17 protein-coding genes are annotated in these 20,335 nt (G+C 62.9%); 11 read left to right on the top strand and 6 right to left on the bottom strand.

The window, feature by feature from the left end; genetic code table 11:
* Positions 1-63: 63 nt before the first annotated feature.
* The 3 genes from ACGYLC_RS15185 to ACGYLC_RS15195 are packed head-to-tail and all read right to left on the bottom strand — an operon-like array spanning position 64 to position 3,733.
* Positions 64-1,578: an ABC transporter substrate-binding protein gene (locus tag ACGYLC_RS15185; protein ID WP_394401071.1), complete on the bottom strand. Its 1,515-nt coding sequence runs from the start codon at positions 1,576-1,578 to the stop codon at positions 64-66.
* 41 nt (positions 1,579-1,619) lie between these two features.
* Entirely contained in the window at positions 1,620-2,729 is a 1,110-nt protein-coding gene (locus ACGYLC_RS15190) for an ABC transporter ATP-binding protein (RefSeq protein ID WP_394423655.1), read from the bottom strand.
* Positions 2,726-3,733, bottom strand: coding sequence for an ABC transporter ATP-binding protein (locus ACGYLC_RS15195; RefSeq protein ID WP_394423657.1), 1,008 nt, complete (start codon positions 3,731-3,733; stop codon positions 2,726-2,728). Before ACGYLC_RS15195 ends, ACGYLC_RS15190 begins: the two co-directional genes overlap by 4 nt.
* A 346-nt stretch (positions 3,734-4,079) precedes the next feature.
* On the opposite strand from ACGYLC_RS15195, the gene ACGYLC_RS15200 reads away from it, so the two are divergent.
* The 7 genes from ACGYLC_RS15200 (at position 4,080) to ACGYLC_RS15230 (ending at position 11,745) form a co-directional block, all read left to right on the top strand.
* Positions 4,080-4,778, top strand: a complete 699-nt coding sequence (locus ACGYLC_RS15200) for a GntR family transcriptional regulator (protein WP_394401061.1) — start codon at positions 4,080-4,082, stop codon at positions 4,776-4,778.
* Between the two features lie 131 nt (positions 4,779-4,909).
* Positions 4,910-5,872 (top strand): dihydrodipicolinate synthase family protein, encoded by a 963-nt coding sequence (locus ACGYLC_RS15205; protein ID WP_394423659.1) that lies wholly within the window; start codon positions 4,910-4,912, stop codon positions 5,870-5,872.
* A 174-nt stretch (positions 5,873-6,046) separates the two neighbouring features.
* Entirely contained in the window at positions 6,047-6,838 is a 792-nt protein-coding gene (locus ACGYLC_RS15210) for a cyclase family protein (protein WP_394423661.1), read from the top strand.
* A 3-nt stretch (positions 6,839-6,841) separates the two neighbouring features.
* Complete coding sequence (locus tag ACGYLC_RS15215) at positions 6,842-7,321, top strand: MarR family winged helix-turn-helix transcriptional regulator (protein ID WP_394423662.1); 480 nt, start codon at positions 6,842-6,844, stop codon at positions 7,319-7,321.
* Positions 7,322-7,330: 9 nt separating this feature from the next.
* Positions 7,331-9,481 (top strand): thiamine pyrophosphate-dependent enzyme, encoded by a 2,151-nt coding sequence (locus tag ACGYLC_RS15220; RefSeq protein ID WP_394423664.1) that lies wholly within the window; start codon positions 7,331-7,333, stop codon positions 9,479-9,481.
* A complete protein-coding gene (locus ACGYLC_RS15225; protein ID WP_394423666.1) occupies positions 9,478-11,019 on the top strand; it encodes an indolepyruvate oxidoreductase subunit beta family protein in 1,542 nt (513 codons plus the stop codon). The genes ACGYLC_RS15220 and ACGYLC_RS15225 overlap by 4 nt, the downstream gene beginning before the upstream one ends.
* A gap of 123 nt (positions 11,020-11,142) precedes the next feature.
* The gene (locus ACGYLC_RS15230) at positions 11,143-11,745 is read left to right on the top strand and encodes a LysE family translocator (protein WP_394423668.1); all 603 of its coding nucleotides are present in this window, start codon (positions 11,143-11,145) and stop codon (positions 11,743-11,745) included.
* On the opposite strand, the gene ACGYLC_RS15235 is transcribed toward ACGYLC_RS15230, so the two are convergent.
* Together ACGYLC_RS15235 and otsB are read right to left on the bottom strand one after the other, a co-directional pair.
* Positions 11,742-13,517 carry a glycoside hydrolase family 15 protein gene (locus tag ACGYLC_RS15235; RefSeq protein WP_394423670.1) on the bottom strand — a complete coding sequence of 592 codons (1,776 nt, stop codon included), beginning with the start codon at positions 13,515-13,517 and terminating at the stop codon, positions 11,742-11,744. The two genes, ACGYLC_RS15230 and ACGYLC_RS15235, sit on opposite strands and share 4 nt — an antisense overlap.
* 45 nt (positions 13,518-13,562) lie before the next feature.
* Positions 13,563-14,312, bottom strand: coding sequence for a trehalose-phosphatase (gene otsB, locus ACGYLC_RS15240; RefSeq protein WP_394423672.1), 750 nt, complete (start codon positions 14,310-14,312; stop codon positions 13,563-13,565).
* A 198-nt stretch (positions 14,313-14,510) separates the two neighbouring features.
* Here otsB and ACGYLC_RS15245 point away from each other — a divergent pair, with 198 nt between their 5' ends.
* The 3 genes from ACGYLC_RS15245 (at position 14,511) to ACGYLC_RS15255 (ending at position 17,741) form a co-directional block, all read left to right on the top strand.
* Positions 14,511-15,485 carry a DNA topoisomerase IB gene (locus ACGYLC_RS15245; RefSeq protein ID WP_394423674.1) on the top strand — a complete coding sequence of 325 codons (975 nt, stop codon included), beginning with the start codon at positions 14,511-14,513 and terminating at the stop codon, positions 15,483-15,485.
* 92 nt (positions 15,486-15,577) lie between these two features.
* Positions 15,578-16,174: an exopolysaccharide biosynthesis protein gene (locus ACGYLC_RS15250; RefSeq protein WP_394401032.1), complete on the top strand. Its 597-nt coding sequence runs from the start codon at positions 15,578-15,580 to the stop codon at positions 16,172-16,174.
* A 175-nt stretch (positions 16,175-16,349) separates the two neighbouring features.
* Entirely contained in the window at positions 16,350-17,741 is a 1,392-nt protein-coding gene (locus ACGYLC_RS15255) for a trehalose-6-phosphate synthase (protein WP_394423675.1), read from the top strand.
* Positions 17,742-17,750: 9 nt separating this feature from the next.
* Here ACGYLC_RS15255 and ACGYLC_RS15260 read toward each other — a convergent pair whose 3' ends face one another.
* Positions 17,751-18,518, bottom strand: a complete 768-nt coding sequence (locus ACGYLC_RS15260) for a DeoR/GlpR family DNA-binding transcription regulator (RefSeq protein WP_394423741.1) — start codon at positions 18,516-18,518, stop codon at positions 17,751-17,753.
* A gap of 220 nt (positions 18,519-18,738) precedes the next feature.
* Here ACGYLC_RS15260 and glpD point away from each other — a divergent pair, with 220 nt between their 5' ends.
* Entirely contained in the window at positions 18,739-20,328 is a 1,590-nt protein-coding gene (glpD, locus tag ACGYLC_RS15265) for a glycerol-3-phosphate dehydrogenase (RefSeq protein WP_394423743.1), read from the top strand.
* The last annotated feature ends 7 nt before the right edge of the window (positions 20,329-20,335 follow it).

Consider the following 20,335-nt stretch of genomic DNA (forward strand, 5'->3'; position numbering starts at 1 on the left):
GAAACGTCTCGCTCAGGGGTGGGGCACCGCCGGGACCGGCCCGGCGGTGCGGATGCAGAAGGGTTAGCCTTCTTCTTTTTTCATGCCCGCAAGGCGGATCATGCCGTCAGGATAGGGGGTGAAACCGGTGATGTCGGAATCCAGCGCCCAGATCCATGTCTGGTGGTAGAGGTACACGATCGGCATCTCTTCGTTCAGGATGGCGCGCGCTGCGGTATAGCTCTCGCGGCGCACGTCTTGGTCGTTGGACTTGCGCGCCTTGTCGAGCAGCGCATCCACTTCCGGGTTCGAGAACTTGGAATCGTTGATCCCGCCCTCGGTGGTCATGAACTGGTGGATGTTGCCATCGGGGTCCACACGGCCCGACCACCCGATCTGGCTTGCCTGATAGTCACCCGCCGATTGGTCGGCCAGCAGCGTCGCGAATTCCTTGGAGGTGATCGAGATGTTGATCCCTGCCTCGGCTGCCATGGATTGCACGACCTGCATCAGTTGCAGCGGGATCGTGGTGTTGGGCACCTGCACCTCAAGGTCGATGCCATCGGCAAAGCCTGCTTCGGCCAGTAGTTCCTTCGCCTTTTCCACGTCACGTTCAGGCACGGGATAGTCGGTGCTGTACCAAGGGGAGTTCGGCGGGAAGGGCTGGTTGCCCGCGGCGAAGGCACCGTTGAAGACGACCTGATTGATCGCCTCGCGGTCGATCGCATAGCTCAGCGCCTGACGCAGACGTTTGTCGTTGCCCCAAGGGTTGTCGCCCTTTTCGCCATTGGCGACGTTGATCGTGATGCCTTGATAGCCAAGCGACACGGCGCTTTCGACATTGATGCTGTCGTCACCTTCGGCCTGCGCGAGGTCGGTCGCGGCCAGACGCTCCAGCATGTCGATGTCACCTGATTGCAGGTTCGCCAGACGCACGGTGGTATCGGGGATCGGCAGATAGGTGACGGTGTCGAAGTGGTATTCCTCGGCGTCGTAATAGTCGGCGAATTTCTCAAGCACGATGCGGTCTTGGGCCACACGCTCTTTGAACTGGTAGGGGCCGGAGCAGACCGGGTTCAGGCCAAAGTCATCGCCCGCAGCCTCGGCGGCGGTGGGTGAGACCATCATGCCCGCGCGGTCGGCGAATTGCGCCATCAGCGTGGCATCGGCATCGGCGAGATCAAAGCGGATTTCATGGCTGCCCAGCACTTCGACGCCGGTGATGGAGGAAAGCTCGGACTTGCGGCGCGACGTTTCCATGTTTTGGCTGCGGTCGATGTTGGCGGCCACGGCCTCGGCATCGAAGGGCGTGCCATCGTGGAAGACCGCATCGTCGCGCAGTTTCATGGTCAGCTGTTTGCCATCTTCGGAAAAGGACCATTCGGTCGCCAACTGCGGGATGATTTCAAGATCTGGCGTGATGTCCACCAGCTTGTCGCAAAGCGAGGCATAGACGATGCGGCCGACGAAGGTGCGCGACTGGTCGGGGTCCAGCACATCCGCGTCCGATTGCAGCGCGATGCGCAGGTCAGCCGCCTGCGCGCCGAGGGTCGTGGCCCCAAGCAATGCAGCGGCAAGTGTCATTTTGGTCAGTGTCATGTCGAACTCTCCTGTCGTTTCAATGAGTCTGGTTCAGCCTGTTATTCTTGGTTTTGGCGGGGGCGGAGGGTGGTCCGGTCCCGCATGGCATCTTGGTAAAGCGCAAAGCGCGCGGCGGCCCCGGGGGCGCGTTCGGGCGCATCGGCAAGGCCGAGGTCCGGCGTGGCGGCGGCGATCTCTTCGAAGTAATGGCAGGCGGCGATATGGCCTTTGCCCGCGCGGGTCTCGCGCAATAAGGGCGCCTCGCTCGCGCAGCGTTCCTTGGCGAAGGGGCAGCGGGTGTGGAAGCGGCAACCTGCGGGCGGGTTCGCTGGGCTGGGCATTTCGCCCTCAAGCGCGGTTTGCGGCGTGCGCGCGCCATGGGCGGCCACCGGAATGGCCGACAAAAGCGCGCGGGTATAGGGGTGGCGCGGATGGTTATAGACCGTGTCAACATCGCCCTGTTCGACGATTTGCCCCAGATACATCACCGCCACGCGGTCGCTCATATGGCGGATCACGGCGAGATCGTGGGCGATGATGACCAATGTGAGCCCCAATTCATCGCGCAGATCGCCAAGCAGGTTAATCACCTGCGCCTGCACCGAAACATCAAGGGCCGAGACCGGTTCATCCCCGATCACCAGTTTCGGGGCCGAGGCCAGCGCCCGCGCGATCCCGATCCGCTGACGCTGACCGCCCGAAAATTCATGCGGGTAGCGTTCGGCATGTTCGGGGCGCAGCCCGACCTTGGCCAGCAGTTCAGCCACTTTGCCGCGCCGCTCGGTGGCGGACATCTTGGGGAAATGGGTCTCAAGCGGTTCGCCGACCAGCTTGCCGACGCTCATGCGCGGGTTGAGCGATGAGAAAGGGTCTTGAAAGATGAACTGCATGTCCCGGCGCAGCGCGGTCAGATCGCGCCCAGAAAGGCTGCGCACATCCGCGCCGTCGAACTGCACGTCGCCCTCGGTCGGGGTCAGCAAGCGCATCAGGAGCCGCGCGAGGGTGGATTTGCCGCAACCGGATTCGCCGACGATGGCAAAGGTCTCGCCCCGGCGCACGTCAAAGGAAACGTCATCGACCGCCTTGACCGTGGCCCCTTTGGCCAATCCGCCGCCCGAGGTTTTGAAGTTTTTCTTCAGCCCGCGCGCTGTCAGGATCGTGTCACTCATGCGGTCTGCTCCAGATGTGTCTCCAGCGGGGCGAAATGGCAGGCCACGGCATGGCCCCCCTCCAGCGGTGCAAGTGGCGGCTCCTGCGCGCAGAGGGGCTGGGCGAAGGGGCAGCGCGTGGCAAAACGGCAGCCCTCGGGCATGTTCTGCGTTGTGGGCACCATGCCCGGCACGGTCGCCAGCCGCCCCCGCGGACCGCTCAGCTGCGGGATCGAGGACATGAGGCCGATCGTGTAGGGATGCTGTGGGTCGTTAAAAATGCGTTCCGCAGGGCCGGTTTCGACAATGGTGCCCGCGTACATGACGGCCACGGTATCCGCGATTTCGGCCACCACGCCAAGGTCATGGGTGATCATGATCGTGCCCATGTCGGTCTCGGCCTGAAGGTCGCGGATCAATTCGAGGATCTGCGCCTGAATGGTCACGTCGAGGGCGGTCGTCGGTTCATCCGCGATCAAGAGCGCGGGGTCGTTGACCAAGGCCATGGCGATCATCACCCGCTGGCGCATGCCGCCGGAAAGTTGATGCGGGTAGTCGCGCATCCGCTTTTCTGCCGCCGGAATGCCGACCCGTTTAAGGATCGCCAGTGCCTTGTCCTCGGCCTCGGATTTGCTGGCATCGCTGTGTGCGCGTACGGCTTCGGTGATCTGCTCGCCAATGCGGAAGGCGGGGTTGAGCGAGGTCATCGGCTCTTGGAAAATCATCGTCATCCGACTGCCGCGCAGTTTGCGCATGGCGCTATGGTCGGCAAGGTCGAGCTTCTGGCCTTCGAAAACCATTTCGCCCGAGCGGATGGTCGCCGCACCGGGCGGCAGCAGCCCCATCATCGCCAGCGAGGTCACGCTTTTCCCGCAGCCGCTTTCCCCGACGACGCAGAGCGTCTTGCCCGGGTGGACCGTGAAATTCACATGATTGATCTGGTCGCTCGGCGCGCCGCGAAAGCGCAGGCTGAAGTCGCGCACTTCGAGCAAAACCTTGTCGGGACCGGTGTCGGGGATGGGCAATGGACCGCTTTCTTGAACCAATATCAGATTGGTCGAGTATGCGGTTGCAACTTTCTTGCTGTCAATCCGGCGATTGCAGTTTTTGGAAAAGCCTTTTTGGCTCAGTCCTTTGGCGGGATTTGCGCCTTATATTTCGGCGGTGGTGCCCGATTTTTGGGCGATGTGTTGCGGCGGTCGGGTGGGCGATTGGCGCGGGGTGGCGCTTGGGGAGAGTGCGGAAGGTATTTGTGAAAGGATGAAATGAGGGGGGAGGCGCGCACGGGGGGGTGACCGCGCTATTGTAGGGCGGCGGATTTGTTGCTTTATCCGGGGGGAGCCATGAACATAGAAAGGGCGGCATCCCCGCATGACCAGCAAACCTAAAACGGCGGAACGCAAGCGCGGGTCCGGGGCGCAATTTGTCTATTCCATCCTGCGCGATGAGATACTCGATCTGACCCTGTTGCCGGGCAGTCCGATTGACGAGATTCGTCTTTCCGAGCGGCTGTCGATGTCGCGCACGCCGATCCGCGAGGCTTTGGTGCGGCTGGCGAGCGAGGGGTTGGTGACCACGCTGCCGAACCGTTCGACTGTCGTGTCGAATATCGACTTTATGAACCTGCACACTTTCTTTGACGCGATGACCTTGATGTACCGTGTCACCACGCGTCTTGCGGCGCAGTTTCATACGCCGGCGGATATGGCCAATATTCGCGCGCGGCAGGTGGAGTTTGCCAAGGCTGTGTCGGCGCAGGACGCGCTGTCGATGATCGCCACGAACCGGGAGTTCCATGCCGAGATCGCCCGGGCGGGGCGCAACCCCTATTACGAATCGCTTTGCCTGCGGTTGTTGGATGAGGGTCGCCGGTTGCTGCGGATGTATTATCAGTCCTTCGACGATCAGCTACCCAGTGAGTATGTACAGGAGCATGAGGATCTGATTGCCGCCATTGAGGCGCGCGACATCGCTCGAGCGGATTCTTTGGCCGCGACCCATGCCGATCAGATCGTGCGGCAAATCCAAGCGTTGATTTCGCGGGATCGGCGCCAGCATATCGACTTGTAACCATTGATAGATGCGCGTTTTTCAGGCCGTCATGAGGGCTGTATAGATTTTATGTCGACAAATAAAATACAATAGCTAATATGCAGCGAACCCCGGCGGTATCGCGGCCGGTTTCTATGATGGAGAAATACATGACCCCTTCGATTTTTTCCGGCTGCATCCCGGCTCTGATGACCCCCTGTACCAAAGACCGGAAACCTGACTTCGACGCTTTGGTGCGCATGGGCAAAAAGCTCATCGCCGATGGTATGAGCGCGGTGGTCTACTGTGGCTCCATGGGCGATTGGCCGCTGTTGACCGATGCAGAGCGGATGGAAGGCGTCGAGCGTCTGGTCGCAGCGGGCGTGCCGGTGGTGGTGGGCACGGGGGCCGTGAATACGAAGCTGGCCGCCGAACATGCAGCGCATGCGCAAAGGGCCGGCGCGAAGGGGTTGATGTTGATCCCCCGCATTCTGTCGCGCGGCACCTCTGTTGCCGCGCAGAAGGATCACTTCAAAAAGGTTCTATCGGCAGCGCCCGAGCTTCCTGCCGTGATCTACAACAGCCCCTATTACGGTTTCGCCACTCGGGCCGATCTGTTCTTTGCGCTGCGGGCCGAACATTCCAACCTCGTCGGCTTCAAGGAGTTCGGCGGCGCGGATGATCTGCGCTATGCGGCCGAGAATATCACTAGCCGGGATGATGAGGTCACGCTGATGATCGGTGTGGATACCACCGTCTTCCACGGTTTTGTCAATTGCGGCGCCACTGGCGCGATCACCGGGATCGGCAATGTGCTGCCGCGCGAAGTGTTACATCTGGTTGCACTCAGCCAAGCTGCGGCGGCGGGCGATGCCGAAGCACGCCAGCGGGCGCAGGAGCTTGATGCGGCTCTCGGTGTTCTGTCCTCCTTCGATGAGGGGCCGGACCTCGTGCTTTATTATAAGTATCTGATGGTGCTCGAAGGCCATGCGGAATATGCGTTGCATTTTAATGAGACCGACGCGCTGACAGACAGCCAGCGCGGCTATGCCGAGGCGCAGTATAAGCTTTTCCGTACATGGTATGCCGATTGGAGCAAGCAGGGCGGTGCGGTCGCGAAATACGCCGCCTAAACCCTTCAGCCACCTCTCCCCGGCTGGGCAGGCCCGTCGCATTTGCGGCGGGCCTTTTGCGTTCTGGGCAAGGCTTTCGAAGAAGATAATTGCAAACGCATATAAATGTGACTAGCATCTTTGCAGGGACAACGCATCGGGAGTGGGTGCGCCATTTGAGGGAGATTAATTGACATGAGTGCTACGGATGTAATGCGTGATTTCGGCGCGATGCTGGCCTCGGGCGGGGTCGAGGTTGTCGATTGCTCGGGCGTTTTGGGGCCGGATACGCCGATCCTGCAACTGCCTGCCGATTTCGCTAAGCCCACGCCGAAGGTCGAGATTCACAAGATCAGCGAATATGACGAAGACGGCCCCTTCTTTGCCTGGAACTGGATGGTGTTGGGCGAGCATTCGGGCACGCATTTCGACGCGCCGCATCATTGGATCACCGGCAAGGATTACGACGACGGCTACACCGACACGCTCGACGTGCAGCGTTTGGTCGCCCCGGTCAATGTGATCGACTGCTCGCAGCAGGCTCAGGAAGACCCGGATTTTCTGCTCGACGCCAAGGGCATCAAGGAATGGGAAGCCGCGTATGGCGAGATCGGCGCGGGCGAATGGGTCGTCATGCGCACCGATTGGGACGCGCGCGTCGATGACGAGGCGCGGTTTCTTAACGCCGATGAGACCGGGCCGCATAGCCCCGGGCCGACGCCGGATGCGATCCAGTACCTGATGGACAAGAAGATCGTGGGCTGGGGCACGCAGTGCATCGGCACCGATGCGGGGCAAGCTGGCGGGATGGAGCCGCCCTATCCGGCGCATAACCTGCTGCATAAAAACAATTGTTTCGGTCTGGCGTCACTGGCCAACCTCGACAAACTGCCGCCCAAGGGGGCAATCCTGATCGCCGCGCCTTTGAAGATCAAGAACGGCACCGGCAGCCCCATTCGGGCGCTGGCACTGGTGCCGAAGGGCTGATCGGTGACGGATATACCATCTTCCGAGGCCGAGAATGCGCCGCTGGATCGGATGGGGCTCGATAACTTCGCGCCCTATCTGATGAACCGGATCATGGGGCGGTACAATGCCGCCCTGTCGGCGGAGATGGCCGCGCTTGGCCTGACCACGCCTCAGATGCGCTCGCTTGCGGTGCTGTCGGTGACCGACGGCATTCTGATCCGCGAATTGGCGGTCTACGCCGTGGTGCAGCAATCGACACTGAGCCGCGCGCTCGACGCGCTGGTGCGCGACGGGCTGGTGCGGCGCGAGACCGATGCCAACGACAGCCGCGCCACGCGGGTCTATCTGACCGATCAGGGGCGCGAGGCCTATGCGCGGCTCTGGCCGCATATGGCGCAGGCCTATGAGGCGATGTTCAAGGGCATCGGTGCCGAGGAGAAGGCGGCCTTCGTGGCCACCTTGCAGACCATGCTGCGCAACATTCGAAAACACGATTTCTGAGAGGGTCCGATGGCCGAACGTTCGTTCAAGGCAGAGGTGGAACATCTGCGCAAGGGAGATGGCGACGTCTTTACCGGCGAGGGCATCCTTGCGATCACCAAGGCGCTCTTGGAGAACGGCGTGGGCTATGTCGGCGGCTATCAGGGCGCGCCGATCAGCCACCTGATGGACGTGCTGGCCGACGCCGAGGAGCTGATGGGCGAGTTGGGCGTGCGCTTCGAGGCCAATGCAAGCGAGGCCGCGGCGGCGGCGATGCTGGCAGCCTCGGTCCATTACCCAATCCGCGGCGCGGTGACCTTCAAGGGGCCGGTGGGGGTGAACGTGGCCTCGGACGCGCTGGCGAACCTCAGCTCTTCCGGCGTGACCGGCGGGGCGCTGGTGATCGTGGGCGAGGACTACGGCGAGGGCTCCTCGATCATGCAGGAGCGCAGCCACGGCTTTGCAATGAAATCGCAGTTCTGGATGCTCGACCCGCGCCCGAACCTGCCCTCGATCACAAAGGCGGTGAAGGACGGCTTCGAACTGTCCGAGGCGAGCAACACGCCGGTGATGCTGATGGTGCGCATCCGGTCGTGCCATGTCACGGGCAGTTTCGAGACGAAAGACAACCAACGCCCGCCGCTCACCGTGGCCGAGGCTGCGGCCAACCCGCAGTCGGACTTCAACCGCGTGGTGCTGCCGCCGATGTCCTACCTGCACGAGAAGGACAAGATCGAGAACCGCTGGCCCGCGGCGGAAAAGTTCATCCGCGACAACAAGCTCAACGAATTCTTCGGGCCCGAGAAGGCGCCCATGGGCATCGTGGTGCAGGGTGGCATGTATAATTCCGTCATTCGGGCGTTGCAGCGGCTGGGGCTGGCGGACATCCACGGCCAGACCGAGGTGCCGCTATACGTGCTGAACGTCACCTATCCGCTCTTGCGCGACGAATTCGACACCTTCTGCGCGGGCAAGGAGCATGTGCTGGTGGTCGAGGAAGGCCAGCCCGATCATATCGAGCAACAGCTTGGCTCCTACCTCTACAAGCTCGAACGGAAGGTGAAGCTGCACGGCAAGGACGTGCTGCCGATGGCCGGGGAATACACCGGGCAGGTGCTGCTGGACGGCATGACGGCCTTTCTCAAGATCGCCGCGCCCGAGATGCTGCCGGGCGCCGTGCGCGCACCGAACGCCGAGGCACCCGCGATCCCGGACCTGTCGCAGACCGTGCCGATCCGCCCGCCGGGCTTCTGCACCGGCTGCCCGGAACGCCCGATCTTCGCGGCGATGAAACTGACCGAGCGGGAGTTGGGCAAACACCAGATCACCGGTGACATCGGCTGCCACCTCTTCGGCTGCCTGCCGCCCTTCGAGATCGGCGGCTCGACCATGGGCTACGGGCTCGGCCCTGCCTCCAACGCGGCCTTTGACGGCGGCGGCGACAAGCGGGTGATTTCGATCCTCGGCGACGGGGGGTTTTGGCACAATGGCCTGTCGACCTCGATTGGCAACATGGTGTTCAACAAGTCCGACAGCGTCGCGGTGATCGTCGACAATTACTATTCCGCCGCCACCGGCGGGCAGGACGTGATGTCCTCGCGCGCGCATAACGACACGAAAAGCACCAACAACCCGATCTCCAAGGCGCTGAAGGGCGTCGGCGTGGAATGGGTGCGCCAGATCGACCGGACCTATGACGTGGGCAAGCTGCGCGAAGTGCTGCGCGAGGCGCTGACCACCGATTACAAGGGGCCGAAGGTGATCGTGGCGTCTTCGGAATGCATGCTGAACAAGCAGCGTCGCGAAAAGCCGAAACGCAATCAGGCGATCAAGGATGGCCGCCGCATCGAGGTGCCACGCTTTGGCGTCGATGCCGATGTCTGCACCGGCGATCACGCCTGTATCCGCCTTTCGGGCTGCCCTTCACTGTCGCTGAAACGGCTCGACGATCCGCTGCGCGACGACCCGGTGGCGCATATCGACCAGACCTGCGTCGGCTGCGGCAACTGTGGCGAAGTGGCGGATACCGCCGTGCTTTGCCCGTCCTTCTATCAGGCCGATGTGGTGCACAACCCGACGAAGTTCGAGCGCTGGCGCGCCGAGAAAACCGGCCAGATCATCACCTGGCTGCAGCGGCGGCGTGACGCGAAACGGCTGCGCAATGAAGGAGTGGCGACATGAACATGGCGCTGCCGCAAAAGACCCCCGATGCGCGGGCCTCAGAGATCACCAAGCTCGCGGTCATGGCCGTGGGCGGGCAGGGCGGCGGCGTGCTCACCGGCTGGATCGAGGCGATGGCGCGGGCCGAGGGCTATGTCTGTCAGGCGACCTCGGTCGCGGGCGTGGCGCAGCGCACCGGGGCCACGATCTACTACGTCGAGATGGCGCCCAAGGGCGCGCTCGACCCGGTTTTTGCGCTGGCGCCGGCGGCCGGCGACGTGGACGTGCTGATCGCCGCCGAGATGATGGAAGTGGGCCGCGCGGTGATGCGCGGTTTCGTCACGCCGGACCGCACGACGCTGATCGGCTCGACCCACAGGGCGCTGGCGGTGAGCGAGAAGATGGCCCCCGGCGACGGGATCGCCGACGCCGATGAGGTCCGCGCCGCGGCCGAAATCGCAGCGCAGAAGCTGGTGCTCGAAGATATGGAGGGGCTTGCGGTTGGCGCGGGGTCGGTCATTTCCGCTTCGCTCTTCGGCGCTTTGGCGGGCTCCGGCGCGCTGCCTTTCCCGCGTGCGGCTTATGAGAATGCAATCCGTGCGGGCGGCAAGGGGGTGGAACCCTCGCTACGTGCCTTCGCCGTGGGTTTCGACGCGGCACAGGGGAAGTTGCCCGAAACACCGCAGACGCCCGAGGAAGAGATCAAACCGTTCAGCCTTGTGGGGCCGGAGAAGTTGCAGGCGGAATGGGCCGCGCTGGTGGCACGGGCCGACCGTCTGCCCGAACCCGCCCACGACCTCGCCCTCGCCGGGCTAGCCAAGGTGGTGAACTTTCAGGACTGCGCCTATGGCGCGCTTTACCTCGCCCGGCTCGAGACCGTGCTGGCCCGCGATGACGCCGCGCAAAACTGGGCGCTCTCGGCGGCGGCGGCGAAATATATCGCCAATGCCATGGCCTATGACGACATCATTCGGGTGGCCGACCTCAAGACCCGCGCGCCGCGCCTGTCGCACATCCGGCAGGAGATGCGCGCGGGCGACGAGAATCTGTTGCAACTGACCGAATACTTCCACCCCCGCGCCGAGGAGATCGCCGGTCTGATGCCCGCGCGGCTCGGTGCCAAGATCGAGGCGAGCGACAAGTGGATGGCCCGCCTGAACCGCTGGTTCGACAAGGGCCGCCGGTTGCGCACCGACCGGCTGCCCGCCTTCCTGATGTTGCATTTCCTGGGCGGTCTGAAGAGCTACCGGCTGCGCACCCACCGCCATGCCCTCGAGGTCGCGCATCTGGAGGATTGGCTCAGCCGTTGCCTTGCGGAGGTGGAGGGTGACTACGCCCTTGCCGTGGAACTGGTGAAATGCCGCCGGTTGATCAAGGGCTATTCCGACACCCATGCGCGGGGGCTGGGCAAGTTCGACCGGGTGATGGATGCCGCCGATCTGCTGCGCGGGCGCGACGATGCGGCGGAGTGGATCGCGCGGCTGCGCGAGGCGGCGTTGCAGGATGCGGAAGGCAAGGCGCTCGATGGGGCCATCGCCACGGTGCGCTCCTTCGTCTGAGGTGCCCGCTTTTTAAGCGGTCGCAGGGGCGATCACGCACCAAGCGGCCCCGGTTGCCTGTATCGCAGTTGACCATGGGCCAGCACCGCGCCTAGCTGGGCGCAGTCACAGGGGGCCGCCACCATGGAACTGTCGCATCTTCTCGCCTTCAACATCGCACTCATCGCGTCGATCCTCAGCCCCGGTCCGGCCTTTCTGATCGCGCTCAAAACGACGTTGAGTTCGGGGCGGCAGGCGGGCATTGCCGTGGGGGCTGGCCTCGGCCTTGTGGCGTCGTTCTGGACCCTCGCCGCGCTCTTGGGGTTGGAGGCTGTCTTCCTCGCCTTCCCATGGGCCTATGCCATCGTGAAAACCGTGGGCGCGATCTACCTGCTCTATGTGGCCTATGGCATGTGGCGCGGGGCGCGGACGCCGGTGACAAGTACCGTGACACCCGCCCGTCATGCGTTCCGGCAGGGGCTGGTGATCAATATCCTGAACCCCAAATCGGTGCTTTTCGCCGCCGCGGTGCTGGTCGTCATCTTCCCCGAGGGGATGCGGCTGAGCGAGAACCTCTTGATCGTCGCCAACCATCTGATCATCGAACTGGCCTTCTACACCGCCTTGGCCTTCGGCATGAGCCGCCCCGCCGTCAGCCAAGGCTATCTGCGCGCGAAGGTCTATTTCGACCGCATCGCCTCGGCCGTGCTAGGGCTTTTGGGGCTGCGGCTGCTGCTTGCGCGTTAAAGCTCGGCCTCCCACCGACGTGACAGGCGCATGGCGCCGTTGATGATGCCGACCATGGAGTAGGTCTGCGGAAAGTTGCCCCAGCCCTCACCAGTGGCAAAGGCGGTGTCTTCGGACATCAGGCCAAGGTGGTTGCGCGCCTCAAGCAACTCTTCGAACAGTTTGCGCGCTTCTTCTTCGCGGCCAATCCGCGCCAGCGCGTCGATGCGCCAGAAGGCGCAGACGTTAAAACCCACCTCCGGCACGCCGAAATCGTCGGCCTCCTCGTAGCGCAGCATGAAGGGGCCGCGGCCCAGCACTTCGGATAGACGTTCGACCGTGGCGATGAATCGCGGGTCTTTCGGCGGCAGAAAGCCGACCTCGCCCATCAGCAAGACACTCGCGTCGAGGGTGCTGCCGCCAAAGCTTTCGACAAAGGCGCCGCGTTCCTCGGACCATGCGTTGTCGAGGATCTTGTCGCGGATCACCTCGGCCCGCTCGGCCCAAAGGGCGGCGCGCTCGTCCAAGTCCAGATGCCGCGCAATTTTGGCCAGACGGTCGCAGGCAGCCCAGCACATCAGGGACGACGAGGTGTGAATCCGCGCACGGCTGCGCAATTCCCAGATGCCTGCGTCGGGCTGGTCGTGCAACTCCCACGCCTGTTCGCCGAGCGGCTCCAACTGCTCATAGGCGGTGCGCCCGGTGTTCATCGGCAAGCGGTGATCGAAAAACGCCGGGGCCGCGCCGAGGATGATGTTGCCATAGGTGTCATGCTGGAAATGCTCATGCGCCTGATTGCCGATCCGCACCGGCCCCATGCCACGAAAACCCTGTAGACTGGGCGAGATACGTTCGGTCAGCGCCGTCTCAAGCCCCAGCCCCAGCACCGGCTGAATATGCCCGCCCTCGGCATCGGCCACGGCATTCATTAGCCACTGGAAATAATGCTCCAGCGTGCGGGTGGCGGCGAGGCTGTTGAGGGCGCGTACGGTGAAGAAGGCATCGCGCACCCAGCAATAGCGGTAGTCCCAGTTGCGCCCCGAATCCGGCGCTTCGGGCAGGGAGGTGGTGATCGCGGCGATCACCCCGCCCGTGGCCTCATAGCTGCAAAGCTTCAACGTGATCGCGGCGCGGATAACGGCCTCTTGCCACTCGAAGGGGATCGCCAAACGCTGGGTCCAGCGCTGCCAATAGCGGGTCGTCTTGGTGCGAAAGGTGGTGCCGATCTGCTCAGGGCTGTCCGACAGTGTCTCGTCAGGGCCGAGGATGAAGGTCATCTCACCTTCGAGGTTGATCATCCGCCCGTCGAGCACATGGTCAATCGGCGCATCGGTGGTCAGGCGCATGTTTTGCTCAGGCCCGACGAAACGCACATGGTTGGAGCCGCGGGTGAGGGTCGGGGCCACTTCCCCCCATTGAAAGCGCGGTTTCAGGCGCATCCGCACACGGGGAGAGCCTTCGATGCGCCGCACCTGCCGCACCAGCATTTGGGGGCGAAAACTGCGGCCATAGGCGGTGAACCGGGGGCAGAAATCGACAATCTCGACCGCGCCTTTCGGGCTGCGCAACACGGTGCGCAGGATCGCGGTATTGGGCAGGTAGCTCTGCGCGCTCTCACGCATGTCTTCGAGTTCGACGGCAAACTCGCCGTCGCCCTCTTGACCCGCGCCATGGCCCATCAGGCTGTGAAAGACCGGATCGCCGTCGAAACGCGGCAGGCAGAACCAGTTGATCGCCCCTTCGCGGCTGACCAGTGCCGCAACCGCGCAATTCCCGATGACACCCAGATCCATAAGTCCCTCTTTTCTATTCATGATGCGACTGCCGGGCGGGCCGGATCAGCGCAAAACCTCTTTCAGCCAATCGGCAAAACCGGCCACGTCTTCGATGCGGTGATGGGCTTCGGTCGGCCCTTGGCCAATCTTGATGCCAAAGCCGCCCATGGCCTGCGCCGCGCGAAAGCCGTCTTCATCCGTCACGTCATCGCCGACCATCACGGGCAGGCGGTCCGCAAAGGCGGGAGAGGCCATGAACCGCGCCACCGCGCCGCCCTTGTCGACACCTTTCAGAGCAACCTCGCTGACCATCTTGCCATGCAAACCGCGCAGACTGGGGTCTTCGCCGACCAGCGTATCGACAAAGCCGCGACAGGCATCTTCTTGATCGGGGGCCTTGCGGTAATGCAGCGCGATCGCGCCGGGTTTGCGCTCGGATGTCACCCCATGCAGCACGGCGAATTCCTCGACCCGGTCGATCACCGGAGTGGGGATGCCCGCGCTCTGCTCCGGGGCGTGATCCTTTGCGGTGCTGAGCCGCAGCTCCAACCCATGCGATCCCGAGACCGGCAAGCGCAGCGCGCCCAAGATACGGTCGACATCCGCCATGGCCCGGCCAGAGATCACCGCCACCGCCCCATCGGTCTTTGCGACGAGCCGGGTCAGCAGATGGCGCGTTGCCTCCGGCAGACAGGCGTCTTCGGGGTTGTCGACGATGGGGGCGAGCGTGCCATCGAGATCGAGGAAGAACGCATGGCGCTCGACGTCGATCACGGGCGGCAGATTGCGGGGCGACAGGGTGGTGCTATCCATAGGGTCCGGTCTATCCGTTTCGTTGCACGGGCGTTCCCCCAGAAACCTATGCGCCGCCGCAGCGAAATCAACGGATTTATGCTGCAACTGCGCAGAGATGCGCGATGCGCCGCGCGGGAACCCAGCCGCTGCGCCCGCGTTGATCAAAACGGGGGCAGACCCCCCGCGTCACCCCGTCTATCGCAATCGGAAGCCCAGATGACCGCACCGTCGACGCTCAGGTACTACCCCGACAGCAAACCCGGCATCGCCCGGCGGCGCTGCGGGCGGGGGTTTTCCTATCACGCGCCCGATGGCCGCTGCATCAAGGACAAGGTCGAGCGGGCGCGGTTGGTGAAATTGGCTGTGCCCCCGGCCTATGAGCGGGTTTGGATCAGCCCCCATGACAATGGGCATCTTCAGGCGACGGGCTTCGATGCCCGGGGCCGCAAACAATACCGCTATCATCCGCTTTGGTCCGAGGCGCAGGCGCAAGAGAAATACGCAAGCCTGCCCGAGTTTGCCGAAACCCTGCCGCGTATCCGCCGCCGCGTGCGCCGCGACCTCAAGGAGGAGTTGGGCGACCGGGTCTTTGCCCTGGCCGCCGCCGTGGCGATGATCGACCGGCTGTCGCTGCGCGTCGGCAATCAGGTCTATGCCGAAACCAACCGCACCTATGGCACGCTGACCCTGAAACGGCGGCATCTGATCCTGCGCGATGGGAAGTTGCAGGCCTCCTTCATGGCAAAGGGCGGCAAACGGGTCCGCCGCCAGATCGCCAACCGCACCCTGATGCGCGCGCTTGAGAAAATTCGCGACCTGCCCGGCGCAGAGCTGCTGACGTGGATCGACGAAGAGGGGCAGCCGCGCAGTCTGACTTCCACCGCGCTGAACGATTATATTGCCGAAGCCGCAGGCACCGAAGGCTTCTCGGCCAAGACCTTTCGCACATGGGCCGGGTCCGTCGCCGCGTTTGACGTGGCGCTAAAGGAAGACAAGCCCAGCATCAAAGCCATGGCCGAAGCTGCCGCCGAACGGCTGCACAACACACCGAGCATCGCGCGCAACAGCTATATCCACCCGCAGGTGATCGACCTCTGCCAGACCCCGCAAGACCTGCCGGACCCGCCTGATATGGACGATATGACCCGGGCAGAAAGAGGCTTGCTGGCGTTCCTGCGCGCGAGGACGTGAACCCAGTTCGAAGATCTAGGCGAACTTTCACCGTGCTCAGGCATTGTTAACATGAACAGCACTATCGCCCGACTTTAGAAGGACTGGAACTCATGAGCGATACAGGTCGGCCAACCCTCAGCGGCGTCCTGGACGAGATGGAACATCTCTCCGGTGGCGCGGATCGGCAGATTACCGTGGAAGAGATCATCGACTGTCTGGGCAAACATTCCTTTGCCTCGACCATCCTTGCCTTTAGCCTGATCTCTACCTCGCCCGCCAGCGGCATTCCGGGGATCACGGCCTTTATTGGAATCGTGGTGCTGTTTCTGGTGGTGCAGATGATCTTTGGCCGCGACAGCCTCTGGCTGCCTGGTTTCGTCATGCGCCGCGACATCGCGGCGAAGAAACTCCGCGAGGGCGTTCGGTGGCTGCGCCGCCCGGTGGATTTCGTAGACCGTTATCTGCACGAGCGCTCCACCTTCATTCTGCACCGCCCGTGGGTTTACCTGCCTTTGTTGATGGTGATGGCGCTGTCGATGTTCATGCCGTTCATGGAGATCGTGCCCACCTCTGGCTCTATCGCCTCAGCGATGATCGCGATCTTCGCAGCGGGCTATCTCATGCGGGACGGGCGGGTGGTGATCCTGTCGATGATCCTGATGTCGTTGCTGCCTGTGGGGGTTGCGTGGTTCTTTCTTGGGCGCTGAGAAAATAATCCCCGCCATTTGCGATGCTGCGTCTGCAAAAGAATTGACCAAAGCTGCCCTAGCTGGGAACCTTTACTGACCTAAACCATTAAACCGTTAGTCGTGGTCGGCGTTCCGCCTTATCAGGCTCGGCGACCGAAAATGATTGTTCCCGGGGCTCAAAATGGCTGGCAGATTGATTGTAGTTTCAAATCGCATCCCATCGGAAGCCGCCCCTTCCGGTGGGTTGGTCTATGCGCTGCACGAAACCCTGCGCAAGATCGGCGGCATCTGGATAGGATCGCATCCCGAAACCACGGAAACACCCGCCAACAGCCTCGAAGAATATGGCGATCAGGGCAATTACACCCGGCTGAGCTTTCGCCTAACGCACGAAGATTACAAGAATTTCTACCTCGGCTTCTCGAACTCGGTGCTTTGGCCGGTCTGTCACCGCCGCGGTGATCTGGTCAAGCTCGACCGCGGCTTCGAGCGGGGGTATAGCGCTGTCAACACGCGCCTTGCCTGGCAGGTGATGGAAGTGGCCCGGCCGGACGATATGATCTGGGTTCACGACTACCATTTCTTCCCCCTCGCCACCGAGCTGCGCAAGCTGGGCTTCACCGGTAAGATCGGGTTTTTCCTGCATATTCCCTTCCCCGCCTTGGGCGATATGGGCGCCCTCCCGCGGGAGGCCAATCTGGCGCATTGGCTGGCGGATTATGATCTCGTGGGTCTGCAAACCCGCGCAGATGTGGCCCGCTGTCTTGAGATGTTCCGGGCCGAGACCGATTCCGAATTCCTGATGGACGGTACGATCAAATGCGGCTCCCGCGCGGTGGCGCTGCGGTCTTTCCCCATCGGCATCGACGTTGAGACCTTTGTGCAGGCCGCGCGAGGGGGCAGTGCGCAGGACCGTCTGGCCGACGATATGGCGGGCGATATCGTGATCGGGGTCGACCGGCTGGATTACTCCAAAGGTCTGCCCAACCGCTTTCGCGCCTTTGGCCGCTACCTCGAAACTCGGGATGAGCGCGAACGGCGGGTGAGCATGGTCCAGATCGCCCCGCCCAGCCGAGAGGAAGTCGCCGCCTACCGCGAATTGCGCTACGAGTTGGAAGAGCTTGTCGGTCGCGTGAACGGAGAGCATGGGGAGATCGACTGGACCCCGCTGCGCTATATCCATCGCAACCTCGATCGCAATCTTCTCGCCCGTCTCTATCGCCGGGCGCGGGTTGGGATCGTGACGCCCTTCGCCGATGGGATGAACCTTGTGGCCAAGGAATATGTCGCCGCCCAAGACCCCGAAGACCCCGGCGTGCTGATCCTGTCGCATATGGCCGGCGCTGCCGAAGACCTGACGGATGCGATTCAGGTCAACCCCTATGACATCGAGGACATGAGCGAGGCGCTGAAAACCGCGCTCGCCCTGCCGCTGGAAGAGCGCAAGCGCCGCCATGCAAGCTGCATGGCGCAGGTGCGGGCCACGGATGTAAACCGTTGGAGCCAGAATTTTGTCGAGGCGCTGAAAGCCTGCGCGCCGACCTTGGCGGTCAAACCCCGCGCGCGGGAATGGACCCACGCCTAGCGGCGGGGGTCATTCTTCCGGCACATAGACCACCGCGGTCTCCCACCCGCTGCATTTCTCCGCAAGGCCTGCGGGCAGGGGCATATCGGTAAAGAACATATCCACCTCCCGCGCCGAAGCGATGCGCGCGGGGGCGGAGCGTTTGAATTTGGAATGGTCGGTCACCAAAAAGGTCTTGCGCGACTGCGCGATGATACATTGGCTGACCCCCACCTCTTCGATGTCGAAGTCGAGCAGATCGCCATCCGCATCCATCGCAGAACAGCCGATCACCGCGATGTCGAACTTGAACTGGCGGATCGTCTCGATCGTCAGATTGCCGACCAGCCCGCCGTCCATCCGGCGCAGCGCGCCACCGGTCAGCACGATGCGGCATTCGGGGTTGTCGACCAGAATATTGGCCACGTTCATGTTGTTCGTCACCACCATCAGATCGCGGTGGTGGAGCAGGGCGCGTGCCACTGCCTCGGTGCTTGTCCCGATATTGAGAAAGACCGAACAGCCGTCGGGGATATGTTCGGCACAGGCGCGGGCGATGCGATTCTTCGCCTCTTCATGCAGATTCCGCCGTTCGGCATAGCCGATGTTGCTGGCCCCCGAGGGCAGCACCGCGCCCCCATGGACCCGCTCAAGCTTACCGCTGTCGGCCAGTTCCGTAAGGTCACGGCGGATGGTCTGATGGGTCACGCCGAAATGTTCGGCCAGCCCATCGACAGTGACTTTGCCTTCGCGCCGGGCGATTTCAAGGATGTCGGGATGGCGGAATGTCTGTGAAATGGGCGTCGCTCCTGCCTGCTGTTGGCGCATTATCTCCAGTGTTTTGGCTAACGCAAGCAATCGCGCAGCAGGACACGTTTAACATGTTCGCTATGTTGGCAAAACGAACATAAACGAAAATAATTCTTGTGCAGTTGGGAGTCGTTTCGTAACACTGCCCCAAATTGGACAGTCTGAGCTGGGGGAGGGCCGGATCGTGAACCAACAGCCCGATAGCCATATGGCCGCTGCCCCGGTCGATCTATTCGTCATCGGGGGTGGCATTAACGGCGCCGGGATCGCGCGCGATGCGGCAGGCCGGGGGCTGAGCGTGACACTCGCTGAGATGAACGATCTGGCCTCGGCGACCTCTTCGGCCTCTACCAAGCTGTTCCACGGCGGGCTGCGTTATCTTGAGTATTTCGAGATCGGCCTCGTGCGCCATGCGCTGACCGAGCGCGAAGTGCTGTTGAAGGCGATGCCGCATATCTCTTGGCCGATGCGTTTCGTGCTGCCCTATCACCGCGACATGCGGTTCGAGGGCGACACGCCGACCTCCAAGCTGCTGCGGCTGTTCATGCCGTGGATGCGGGGCCGCCGCCCGGCATGGCTGATCCGTCTGGGCCTGTTTCTCTATGACAACCTCGGCGGGCGTAAGATCCTGCCCGCCACCCGCAGTCTGTCGCTGCGCGGCACGCCCGAAGGGGCGCCGCTGGAGGATCGGTTCGAGAAAGCTTTCGAGTATTCCGATTGTTGGATCGAAGATTCTCGCCTTGTGGTGCTGAACGCCCGCGACGCGGAACTGCGCGGCGCGCGTATCATGACCCGGACCAAGGTCGTCTCTGCCGACCGCAGCGCAGATGGCTGGGCGGTCACCGTAGAGCATGGCGCGGATGGCCAACGCGAGGTGATCCACGCCAAGATGCTGGTCAACGCGGGCGGCCCGTGGGTGGGGGACATCATCCACAACACCGCGCGGCTGAACTCCTCCGAAGGGGTGCGGTTGGTGCGCGGCAGCCATATCGTGACCAAGCGGCTCTACGATCACGACAAATGCTATTTCTTCCAAGGCACCGATGGGCGGATCATTTTCACGATCCCCTATGAGCAGGATTTCACCCTGATCGGCACCACCGACGCCGATCATCCTGATCCATCCGTCACCCCGGAATGCACGCCCGAAGAGCAGGACTACCTGATCGACTTCGTGAACGGCTATCTCAAGCAGGACATCACCCGCGCCGATATCGTCTGGACCTATTCCGGCGTGCGCCCGCTTTATGACGATGGCGCCAGCAGCGCCACGGCGGCGACGCGGGACTATACGCTCAAGGTCGACAAGACCGGTGGCGCGCCGATCCTCAATGTCTTTGGTGGCAAGATCACGACCTACCGCAAATTGGCCGAAGACGCGCTGGAACTGATCGCGCCGCATTTCGACGGGCTGTCGGGCCATTGGACCGCGGGCGTCGCCCTGCCCGGCGGCGATTTCCCGGTGGACGGCGTGGCGCAGTTGATCGCGCGGCTGAAAGCGGATTATGACTTTTTGGATGAAAGCTGGGCAGCGCGGCTGATCCGCGCCTATGGTACGGATGCATGGGCGATGGCGGGCGAGGCCAAGACGCTTGCCGATATGGGCGAGCACTTCGGCGCCACCCTCACCGCGCGCGAGGTCGCTTGGCTGATGACCAAGGAATATGCCCTCAGCGCAGAGGACGTCGTCTGGCGCCGCAGCAAGCTGGGCCTGCGAATGGATGAGGCGCAGATCGCGCGTCTTGATGAATGGATGCAGATGCGCGCGGCGAAACAAGCCGCCTCTGCAGCGGAATGAGGGGAGG

This window comes from Sulfitobacter sp. 1A12157 (genome assembly GCF_043557345.1).
GTDB lineage: Bacteria > Pseudomonadota > Alphaproteobacteria > Rhodobacterales > Rhodobacteraceae > Sulfitobacter.